8 protein-coding genes are annotated in these 10,715 nt (G+C 72.1%); 4 read left to right on the plus strand and 4 right to left on the minus strand.

Going from position 1 to position 10,715, the window contains the following annotated elements:
• Positions 1–80 precede the first annotated feature (80 nt).
• From ABD652_RS13075 to argS, 3 genes are all read right to left on the minus strand, one after another.
• Positions 81–1,415, minus strand: a complete 1,335-nt coding sequence (locus ABD652_RS13075) for a homoserine dehydrogenase (RefSeq protein ID WP_344722081.1) — start codon at positions 1,413–1,415, stop codon at positions 81–83.
• Positions 1,416–1,510: 95 nt separating this feature from the next.
• A complete protein-coding gene (locus ABD652_RS13080; protein ID WP_344722083.1) occupies positions 1,511–3,061 on the minus strand; it encodes a diaminopimelate decarboxylase family protein in 1,551 nt (516 codons plus the stop codon).
• The gene (gene argS, locus ABD652_RS13085) at positions 3,061–4,716 is read right to left on the minus strand and encodes an arginine--tRNA ligase (RefSeq protein ID WP_344722085.1); all 1,656 of its coding nucleotides are present in this window, start codon (positions 4,714–4,716) and stop codon (positions 3,061–3,063) included. Before argS ends, ABD652_RS13080 begins: the two co-directional genes overlap by 1 nt.
• A gap of 142 nt (positions 4,717–4,858) precedes the next feature.
• Between argS and ABD652_RS13090 the strand changes: the two genes are divergently transcribed.
• From ABD652_RS13090 to ABD652_RS13105, 4 genes are all read left to right on the plus strand, one after another.
• Positions 4,859–5,284, plus strand: coding sequence for an ArsR/SmtB family transcription factor (locus ABD652_RS13090; protein WP_344722087.1), 426 nt, complete (start codon positions 4,859–4,861; stop codon positions 5,282–5,284).
• A 22-nt stretch (positions 5,285–5,306) separates the two neighbouring features.
• Positions 5,307–6,275, plus strand: coding sequence for an SRPBCC family protein (locus ABD652_RS13095; protein WP_344722089.1), 969 nt, complete (start codon positions 5,307–5,309; stop codon positions 6,273–6,275).
• A gap of 195 nt (positions 6,276–6,470) precedes the next feature.
• Entirely contained in the window at positions 6,471–7,955 is a 1,485-nt protein-coding gene (locus tag ABD652_RS13100; protein ID WP_344722091.1) for a glycoside hydrolase family 43 protein, read from the plus strand.
• Positions 7,956–8,214: 259 nt separating this feature from the next.
• A complete protein-coding gene (locus ABD652_RS13105; protein ID WP_425574589.1) occupies positions 8,215–9,492 on the plus strand; it encodes a M20 metallopeptidase family protein in 1,278 nt (425 codons plus the stop codon).
• 46 nt (positions 9,493–9,538) lie between these two features.
• Here the strand turns inward: ABD652_RS13105 and ABD652_RS13110 are convergent, their stop codons facing one another.
• Positions 9,539–10,078 carry a hypothetical protein gene (locus tag ABD652_RS13110; protein ID WP_344722093.1) on the minus strand — a complete coding sequence of 180 codons (540 nt, stop codon included), beginning with the start codon at positions 10,076–10,078 and terminating at the stop codon, positions 9,539–9,541.
• Positions 10,079–10,715: the final 637 nt, after the last annotated feature.

Below are 10,715 nucleotides of genomic sequence, written 5' to 3' on the forward strand. Positions count from 1 at the left end.
GTCGGGGGCGGTCGGGGTCCGTCCGATGCGAGTCGGGCCGGTCTCAGTCGATCGAGGCCGGTCGAGGCCGGCCCGCCGGCTCAGGACTGCTGGTCGATCTCCACGCGCAGCACGGAGCTGACCGCGCGGACGACCTCCTTCTCCTTCAGCGTCTCCACCGTGTCGGCCAGCGCCTTCTCGCGGGCCTGGTGGGTGACGATCTGCACGATCGCCCCGCTGTCCTGGTCGGTGTCCACCTCGCCGTCGGCCGAGACGCTGCCGGGCTGGCGCATCGCCTCGATGGAGACGTGGTGGTCGGCGAAGACGCGGGCGATCTCGGCGATCACGCCTTCGCGGTCGGCGACCTCCAGGTCGACGTAGTAGCGCGTGGTCGCCTTGGTGATCGGCAGCGCGGTCATCGTGGTGTCGGTGGCCGACAGCTCGGCCGGGGCACCGGCGGTCCGCACGCTGCGCGCGGCCGATACCAGGTCGCCCAGCACCGCCGAGGACGTCGGCAGCCCGCCGGCGCCCTGGCCGTAGAACATCAGCTCGCCGGCGTTCTCGGCGACGACGAAGACGGCGTTGAACGCGCCGCGGACGCTGGCCAGCGGGTGGGTGCGCGGCAGCAGAGTCGGGTGCACGCGCAGCACCGCGCCCTCTCCGTCGAAGCGCTCGGCGATGGCCAGCAGCTTGATGACGTATCCCGACGCCGCCGCGGCCTCGATGTCCGAGGAGGTCACCTGGGTGATGCCCTCGCAGTGCACGTCGTCGATGGTGAACGGCGCGTGGAAGCCCAGCGTGCCCAGGATGGCGGCCTTCGCCGCGGCGTCGTGGCCCTCGACGTCGGCGGTCGGGTCCGCCTCGGCGTAGCCCAGCCGCTGCGCCTCGTGCAGCGCGTCGTCGAAGGCCGCACCGGTGGTGTCCATCTGGTCCAGGATGTAGTTCGTCGTGCCGTTGACGATGCCCATCACCTTGGTGATGCGGTCGCCGGAGAGCGACTCCTGGATCGGCCGCAGGATCGGGATCGCCCCGCCGACGGCGGCCTCGTAGTGCAGCGGCACGTCGGCCTCGGCGGCGATCGCGGCCAGCTCGGCGCCGCGGGTGGCCAGCAGCGCCTTGTTGCCGGTGACCACGCCGGCGCCGCGGCGCAGCGCGCGCTCGATCAGCGACGCGGCCGGCTCCAGCCCGCCGAGCAGCTCGACGACGACGTCGACCTGGTCGACCAGCGCCTCGGCGTCGGTGGTCAGCAGCTCGCCGGGGATGCGCCAGTCGCGCGGGGCCTCGACGTCGCGGACGGCGACGCCGGCCAGCCGGACCGGGGCGCCGACGCGCGAACTGATCAGCTCGCGCTCCTCCACCAGGGTCCGCGCCACCTGGGAGCCGACGGAGCCCGCCCCCAGCAGGCCGATCGTGAGCGGGGCAGCTGTGCTGGCCATGGTCACCTCAATCTTCGGTGCGTCGGGCCGCCTCGACGGTGCGGTCCGAGGACGGTCAGGTCAGAGTCGGACGCCGGTTCGGATCCGACGACGGTTCACGACGAGTACCCGGTGTCCCGGCCGAGCATCTGCTCCTCCGTCTCACGGCGGATCAGCACCTGCGACCGGCCGTCGGCCACGGAGACCACGGCGGGACGGGTCAGCAGGTTGTAGTTGCTCGACAGCGAGTGGCAGTAGGCACCGGTGGCCGGCACGGCGAGCAGATCGTCCCGCGCCGTCGTCGTCGGCAAGTATACGTCGCGCACGACGATGTCACCGGATTCGCAGTGTTTGCCCACGATGCGAGACAGCGCATGCTCGCCGACGACCTTCCGGTCGGCGAGCACCGCCGAGTAGTCGGCGTCGTAGAGCACCCCGCGGGCGTTGTCGCTCATCCCGCCGTCGACGGCGACGTAGCGGCGCGCCGCCGTGGAGCCGTCGTCGAGGTCGACCTGGACGTCCTTCTGCACGCCGACCCGGTAGAGGGTCACCCCCGCGGGGCCGACGATGGAGCGGCCGGGCTCGATGGAGATCCGCGGGACCGCCAGCTCGTGCCGCGCGCAGGCCGAGACCACGGTGGCCGCCAGCGCCTCGGCGATCTGCGCCGGGTGGCGCGGGGCGTCGGCCTCGGTGTAGGCGATGCCGTGGCCGCCGCCGAGGTCGAGCTCGGCCAGCTCGACGCCGTGGGCCGCGCGCACGGCGCCCAGCAGGCCGATCAGCCGGGTGGCGGCGAGCTCGAAGCCCTCCGGCTCGAAGATCTGCGAGCCGATGTGGCAGTGCAGCCCGCGCAGCTCGATGTGCTCGCCGGCCAGCGCCCGCTCCACAGCGGTCCAGGCCGCCGAGCCGCGATGCGCGGCGACGTCGCCGGAGGCGTTGTCGGAGGCGCCGTCGGCGGTTCCGTCCTCCCCCGGCACGCCGTCCGGCGGGGTCAGCGAGAGGCCGAACTTCTGGTCCTCGTGGGCGGTGGCGATGTATTCGTGCGTCGAGGCGTGCACGCCCGGCGTCAGCCGCAGCATCACCGGCGCCGTCGTCGCCTCGGCGGCGGCGAGCTGCTCGATGCGCTCGAGCTCCTCCAGCGAGTCGGCGATGATCCGGCCCACCCCGGCGCGCAGCGCCCGGAGGATCTCGGCGTCGGACTTGTTGTTGCCGTGCAGCCCGAGGCGCGCCGGGTCGACGCCGGCGGCCAGCGCGACGGCCAGCTCCCCGCCGGAGGCGGTGTCCACGCACAGCCCTTCCTCGGCGGCCCAGCGCGCGGCGTGGGTGCTCAGGAAGGCCTTGCCGGCGTAGAAGACGTCGACCTCGGCATGCGGGGCGAAGGCCGCGGCGAAGGACTCGCGGTACTGCCGGGCGCGACGGCGGAAGTCGGCCTCGCTGAGCACGTACAGCGGTGTGCCGTGCTCGGCGGCCAGCGTCTCGACGTCGACGCCGCCGATGGTCAGCCGACCGGCGTCGTCGCGCTGCGCGTCGGCGGGCAGCAGGGCCTGCTCGAGGCCGGCGCTGTCGGTGATCGGACTCAGCCAGTCGGGCGCCAGCGGATGCGGCGCGGTCTGCTCGCCGTTCTGCGCGGTGCTCTGTTCGGTGCTCTGTTCGGTGCTCTGCTCGCTCATCACATCTTCTCCGGGGCCGAGACGCCGAGCAGGTGCAGACCGTTGCGCAGCACCTGCGCCGTGGCGTCGTTGAGCCACAGCCGCGTGCGGTTCAGGTCGGTCACCGGATCGGCCACGCCGTCGCGCCCGACGCTGGGAGCCATCCGGCAGGCGGCGTACCAGCCGTGGTAGGCCGCGGCCAGCGACTCCAGATGGCGGGCGACGCGGTGGGGCTCGCGCAGCTCGGCGGCCGAGGCGACGATCGAGGGGAAGCGACCCAGCTGGGAGAGCAGCTCCTCCTCGGTCTGGTGGGTCAGCAGCGCGGCGTCGAAGCCGGAGCGGTCCACTCCGGCCGCGGCGGCGTTGGCCGCGGCGTTGCAGGCCCGTGCATGGGCGTACTGGACGTAGAAGACCGGGTTGTCGTTGGTCTTCGAGCGCAGCAGGTCCGGGTCGACGTCGATCGGCGAGTCGGCCGGGTAGCGCGCCAGGGTGTAGCGCAGCGCGTCGGCGCCGAGCCAGTCGATGAGGTCGTCGAGCTCGATGATGTTGCCGGCGCGCTTGGAGAGCTTCGCGCCCTTGACGCTCATCAGCTGGCCGATGAGCACCTCGATGTGGTGCTCGGGGTCGTCGCCGGCGCAGGCGGCGATGGCCTTCAGCCGGGCGACGTAGCCGTGGTGGTCGGCGCCGAGCAGGTAGATCTTCTCGGTGAAGCCGCGCTCCCGCTTGGACAGGTAGTAGGCGGCGTCGGCGGCGAAGTAGGTGGCGTCGCCGTCGGCCTTGAACAGCACGCGGTCCTTGTCGTCGCCGAAGTCGCTGGTGCGCAGCCACACCGCGCCGTCGCGGTCCTCGATGTGCCCCTGGGCGCGCAGCGTGTCCACCGCCGCGGCGACCTTCCCCTCGCTGTGCAGGCTCTGCTCGGAGAAGAAGACGTCGAAGTGGACGCCGAAGCGCTCCAGCGTGTCCTTGATCCGGCCCAGCTGCGCCTCGTAGGCCAGCTCGCGGACGATCGGCCGCGCCTGCTCGCGGGCCATCTCGACCACGTCGGGGCGCGCGGCGACGACCTCCTCGGCGAGCTCGACGACGTACTCGCCGGGGTAGCCGCCCTCGGGGACGTCCTCGCCGTGCATCCGCGAGATCACCGAGTCGGCGAAGACGCCCATCTGGTTGCCGGCGTCGTTGATGTAGTACTCGGTGGTCAGCTCGGCCCCGGCGGCGCGCAGCAGCCGGGCGACGGCGTCGCCGAGGGCCGCCCAGCGGGTGTGGCCGATGTGCAGCGGGCCGGTCGGGTTGGCCGAGACGTACTCGAGGTTCACCGTGCGGCCGGCCAGGGCCTCGGACTGCCCGAAGGCCTCCCCCGCCTCGACGATGGTGCGGGCCAGCTCGCCGGCGGCCGCGGCGTCGAGCGTGATGTTGACGAAGCCGGGGCCGGCGACGTCGACGGCGGCGATGCCGTCGCGCTCGCGCAGCCGGGCGGCGAGGAGCTCGGCGAGCTCGCGCGGGGGCATCCCGGCCTGCTTCGCCAGCTGCAGCGCGACGGTGGTCGCCCAGTCGCCGTGCTCGCGGCTCTTGGGTCGCTCGACCACGACGGTCTCGGGGAGCTCGACGGACAGCTCGCCGGCCTCGACGGCCTCGGCGAGCACTGCGGTCACTGCGGCGGAGAGTTCTTCAGGGGTCACCCGCACAGTGTAATCAGTCGACGGCGGACTCCGCGCCCGGGCCGGCCGACGGTCCGGGCGCAGGTCCCGACGCCGGGACGCGGCCGACGGGCCGGCGCCTCGACTGTTGACGTGACCTCCCGCACGTCCTACATTCAACCATATGGTTTCTCTTTCCCCGGAGGCCGGACCCGGGCTCGACGACGCCGAGACCGACCGGCTCTTCCGCGCCCTCGCCGACGCCACGCGGCGCGACATCGTCCGGCGCACGCTCGTCGCCGAGCAGTCGATCTCGCGGCTGGCCGACACCTACGCCATGTCCTTCACCGCCGTCGGCAAGCACGTCGGCGTGCTGGCCGAGGCCGGGCTGGTGAGCAAGCACGCCAGCGGCCGCGAGCGCCTGATCCGCGCCGAGCCGACGCGGATCCGGGAGGTCCGCGGCCTGCTGGACCGCTTCGTCGCGATCGAGGCCGGGCGCATCGCCCGCCTGGACGCGCTGCTGACGGAGGACGAGACGGAGGGCGAGGCGGAGCACGAGACCGAGACCGAGGAGCTGCGAGCGACCGCCCGGGACGTGCCCGGGCGCTGATCACCACCGGAGAGGTCGCATCATGCCCATCACTGCAGTCGAGAAGAACACCGACGAGCTGACCCTGACCATCACCGCCGAGTTCCCCGTCAGCCGCCGACGCCTCTGGGACGCCTACAGCGACCCGCGGCAGATCGAGCGATTCTGGGGGCCGCCGGAGTATCCGGCGACCTTCCATCGCCACGACATGGCGCCCGGCGGCCTCACCCTCTACTCGATGACCGGACCTGAGGGTGACACGCACTTCGGCTTCTGGGAGTACCTCGCCGTGGAGGAGCCGGCCTCCTTCGACGTGGTCGACGGCTTCTGCGACGCCGACGGCGCGCGCAGCGACGACCTGCCGACGATGCGCATGGTCTACCGCTTCGAGGAGACCGCCGCAGGATCGCGGCTGGTCGCGCGGACCTTCTTCAACTCGACCGAGGAGCTGGAGCAGCTGCTGGAGATGGGCATGGAGGAGGGCGCCCGGACGGCGATGGGGCAGATCGACGCCGTCGTCGCCGACACGGAGCGCTTCGCCGCCGAGCGCGGCACCACGGTCCAGCCGCTCACCGAGCGCACAGTGCGCCTGGCGCGGATCGTCGCCGGTTCCCCCGAGCAGGTCTGGCGAGCCCACCATGACCCCGATCAGCTGCGCCGCTGGCTGCTGGGCCCCGACGGGTGGTCGCTGACGCGCTGCGAGCTGCCCGAGGAGCTCGGCCCCTACCACTACGAGTGGACCTCCGACGCCGACGAGCGCTTCGGCTTCAGCGGAGAGGTCACCGAGGCGCGCCCGCCGGTGCGCGAGGTGACCACCGAGCGGCTGGCCGGCACCGACGGGCCGACGACGACGAACGTGCTCACGCTGACTCCGCTCGACGAGGCCACGCTGGTGACGCTGCACGTCACCTACCCCGACGTCGAGATCCGCGACCAGGCGCTGGAGACCGGCATGGCCGACGGACTGGAGGCCAGCTACGTCCGGCTGGAGCGGGAGGTCCTGGCCGGCTGAGCCGTGCAGGGTCCGCCCTCCGCACGGGGCCGCCCTCGGCACAGAGTCCACACATCGGGCGGGAGGCGGCGACGGTGCCGTCGCCACCTCCCGCCCGGTCGTGTAACCTGACTCACACCACGGGCGTTACATCGATGTAGAACCCGGCGTGCGCCCTGAGGAGGATCCACGACCCCGCCCCGCAGGAGGACGACCGTGCTGCACCGAGCCTCCGCCGCGCTGACCGCGGCGACCGCCCTGACGCTGAGCTCCGCCGCCCCGCCGGGCGGCCATCCCGGCGGCGGCGCCATGCCCGATGACCCCGAGCACACCGACGTGGAGGTCCACGACCCGTCGGCGGTCGCCGCCGGCGACGAGACCTGGGTCTTCGGCTCCCATCTGTCCGCCGCCTCCACGGAGGACTTCATCACCTGGGAGCAGGAGGCGAACCTGCCCACCCCGGAGAATCCGCTCTTCGACGACGTCACGACCGAACTCGCCGAGACCTTCGCCTGGGCGGAGACCGACACCCTCTGGGCTCCGGACGTCTTCCAGCTGGCCGACGGCCGCTACGCCATGTACTACAACGCCTGCGAGGGATCCTCGCCGCGCTCGGCGATGGGCATCGCCGTCTCCGACGACGTCGACGGCCCCTACGAGGACCAGGGCATCATCCTGCGCTCGGGCCACCGCGAGGGCGAGGGCCCCGCGGAGGACGGCACGCCCTACGACGCCGCCGTCCACCCGAACGTCGTCGACCCGGACATATTCCGCGACGCCGAGGGCACGCTGTGGATGGTCTACGGCTCCTACTCCGGCGGCATCTTCATCCTGGAGCTCGACGAGGAGACCGGCGAGCCGCTGCCCGGCCAGGGATACGGGAAGCATCTGATGGGCGGGAACCACAGCCGCATCGAGGCGCCGTCGATGATGCACGACCCGGAGACCGGCTACTACTACCTGTTCACCTCCTTCGGCGGGCTGAGCGCCGACGGCGGATACACCATGCGCGTGGCGCGCTCGACGTCGCCGGACGGCCCTTTCTACGACGCCGGCGGGCGCCGGATGGACGAGGTCGCCGCCGATCCGCGCGCGCCGATCTTCGACGACGAGTCCATCGAGCCCTTCGGCACCGTGGTGATGGACGGCTTCCAGCTCTCCGCGGACGCCGCGGGCGTCGACCCGCAGTCGGTGCAGGATCTGGGATACGTCTCCCCCGGCCACAACACCACTTTCCGCGACCCGGAGACCGGGAGGATGGAGCTGATCTTCCACACCCGCTTCCCGGGCGAGGGCGAGCGGCACCAGGTCCGCACCCATCGGATGCAGATGACCGCGGACGGCTGGCCGGTGGCTGCTCCGCTGCAGGAGTCGGGCGAGCCGATGGAGAAGGTGCTCCGACCCGGCGTGCCCGGCGAGTACGAGCTGGTCGCCCACAGCCGCGAGATCTCGGCCGAGCCGGCCCCGACGCGGACGGTGACGCTCCGCGGCGACGGGACGATCGTCGACGCCGCGGGCGAGGCGGTCGGCTCCTGGCGGCTCCAGGCGCAGAACCGCGCGGTGATCACCCTGGACGGCGTCGAGCACGACGGCATCTTCGCCGAGCAGGTGGATCCCGCCGGCGGCGATCCGGCGGTCACGCTCAGCGTGCTCTCCGAGGGCGGTGACGCTCTCTGGGGCGTCCGGACGACCTCGGACTGAGCCGGACCGCGACGTGATCTCGCTCTCCCGCCCGCCGGGCCGATCCCCGGCGGCGCGGGAGAACGGCCGGATGCTCCTCGCACAGCCCTCAGAGTCGTCAGGCACCATACGGCGCGGCGGCCATCAGGCCATCTGTGCCTGTCAGACCGCTGCGCCGACGCTGCGCACGCCTGATGCCGCGGGGCGAGAGGTCCCCTGACGGCGAGCTCTCCAGACGCGCGCTCCGTCGACGGCCCGACGAGCGGACGGAGCAGAGTTCATGACGACATCACCGACACATCCTGAGGCCGCGGAGACCCGATCTGACGGCGAGCTGGCCGCGGAGGCCCGCGAGATGCTGCCCGAGCTGGTCGCGCTGCGACGCCGGCTGCACGCCGACCCGGAGCTCGGCCTCGACACTCCGCGCACCCAGCGCCGCGTGCTCGAGGCCCTCGACGGTCTCGGCCTGGAGATCACCACCGGCGCGGCGGCGACCTCGGTGGTCGCCGTGCTGCGCGGCGCGCTCCCCGGGCCGACGGTGCTGCTGCGCGGCGACATGGATGGACTGCCGCTGGACGAGGACACCGGTCTGGACTTCGCCGCCGAGAACGGCGCGATGCATGCCTGCGGCCACGACCTGCACACCGCCGGCCTCGTCGGCGCCGCCCGTCTGCTGGCCGCCCGCCGCGACGAGCTCGCCGGGGACGTGCTCTTCATGTTCCAGCCCGGCGAGGAGGGCGCCGGCGGCGCCCAGGTGATGATCGACGAGGGGCTGCTGGACACGACCGGCTCGCGTCCGGAGGCGGCCTATGCCCTGCACGTCGCCCCGGGGCCGCGCGGCGTCGTCGCCACCCGGCCGGGGGCCGCGATGGCCGGCTCCTCCTCGCTGACCATCACGGTGCGCGGCCGCGGCGGCCACGGATCCCAGCCGCATCGCGCCCAGGATCCGGTGCCGACCGCGGCCGAGATCGTGCAGGCGCTGCAGACGATGGTCGCCCGCCGCTTCGACGCCTTCGAGCCGGTGGTCCTGTCCGTCACCCAGCTGAGCACCGACGCCGGCGTGGTGAACATCATCCCGGACACAGCGACGCTGCAGGCCACAGTGCGCACCACCTCCGAGGCGGCCGTCGAGCAGCTGCGCGAGGAGCTGCCCCGCCTGGCCGAGGGCATCGCCTCCGCCCATGGGATGAGCGCCGAGGTCGATTTCGAGGTGCTCTACCCGCCCACGATCAACGACGCCGCGCGCACCGCCGAATGCCTGGACGTCCTCCGCGAGACCCTGGGCGCCGAGCGCGTGGTGTCCATGGACCGCGCGGCGATGGGCTCGGAGGACTTCGCCTTCGTGCTCCAGCAGGTTCCGGGGACCTTCTTCATGCTGCTGGCCGGACCGGAGGATCCGCAGGCCTCGGGCGAGGTCAACCACTCGCCGCGGGTGATCTTCGACGACTCGGTGCTCGCCGAGGCCGCCGCGGCACTGGCGACGCTCGCCCATGCGCGGCTCGCCGCCGGCGCCTCCGATTCCGCCGTCTCGGGAGATGTCTCCGCGACGACCGGCTGAGACGGCGCGGCCCCGGTGCTGCCGCCGGGGCCGCGCCGGCGGATGGTCAGACCTTCTCGCTCGCGGCCTCCTCGTCGCTGATCGCCTCGACGGTGAGGACGCCGGCAGGCTCGCTGTCCCCCTCGCGGTCCAGCTCCGAGAACCGCACCCGGGCGCCGTTCGGGAGCGCGACTTTGAACTCGTCGTCGTGGGCGGAGCTGACCAGCAGGTTCCGTGCGCGCTGAAGAGTGCTGACCACATCGGTGGAGGCATCGAGCCAGCGGCGCTCCTTCTCGGAGTCGAACTCCTGGACCGGGACTTCATAGACCGTCACACCGCCGCGATGCGAGGAGTACCAGTACATCACCGAGAGCAGGGAGTGCAGATTCACTCGGGAGATCAGCAGGTCGTCGTCGGGTCCGCCTCCGGAGTGCAGCTCGATGCGCCGCACCCGCGGTGCGTCCTCCTCGGGGTACAGCGGATCCGGCTGGGGATCGCCGATGTGCACCCTGCTGTAGACGAGGTGCTCCTCCAGCCAGGCGAAGAAGGCCGGCAGGGTGCCGGTGAATCCATCACCGGCAGGGTCATAGGTCGTGTGCTCTGACATGCGGGGCGTCTCCCGGTGATGGTCTCGATGATCGCGGAGGCACCGGCCCGTGGCCGGCACCCTCCGTGACGACGATGCATCGTCGAGCGACGTGATCCCCGTCACGGATCGCGCCCCACTCTACGGGGTCGCCGACGCCGACGGGAGACCCGCATCGGATGATGACGCCCGGCGGAACGGACATGGCGTGGAGCTGCAGGTCGGATCAACGACATGACGTCGAAGCAGCAGGGTCCACGATGCTGTGAACCACGTGTCGTCGCGCCTTCTGGAAGCGGGCCCCACGGGCACCGACGACGGAGATGCCAGCCTCGGCGAGAACCCCAGAGGTGAGGAACCGCTGACACGCCCGAGCTATACACACATTTCTGCCTATAACCCCCGCTCCCGGAGGCATCTGCCGCAGACACGAAGAAGGCCCTGCATCACCGTGATCACGGCGATGCAGGGCCTTCCCGACAGTGTGCCCCGGCAGTGTCTGGTTTCAGGACATCGTTCACCCCGTGTGCCAGGACATCGTTCATCAGCTGTGTCACGACATCGTTCAGCACCTGTGCCGGGACATCGTTCACCCCATGGACACCACCAAGAACCAGGCCATCGTGCTGGCGGTGACAGAAGCCGGGATGCCCATCGC

The sequence above is a fragment of the Nesterenkonia halobia genome, assembly GCF_039536005.1.
In the GTDB taxonomy this organism is placed as follows: domain Bacteria; phylum Actinomycetota; class Actinomycetes; order Actinomycetales; family Micrococcaceae; genus Nesterenkonia; species Nesterenkonia halobia.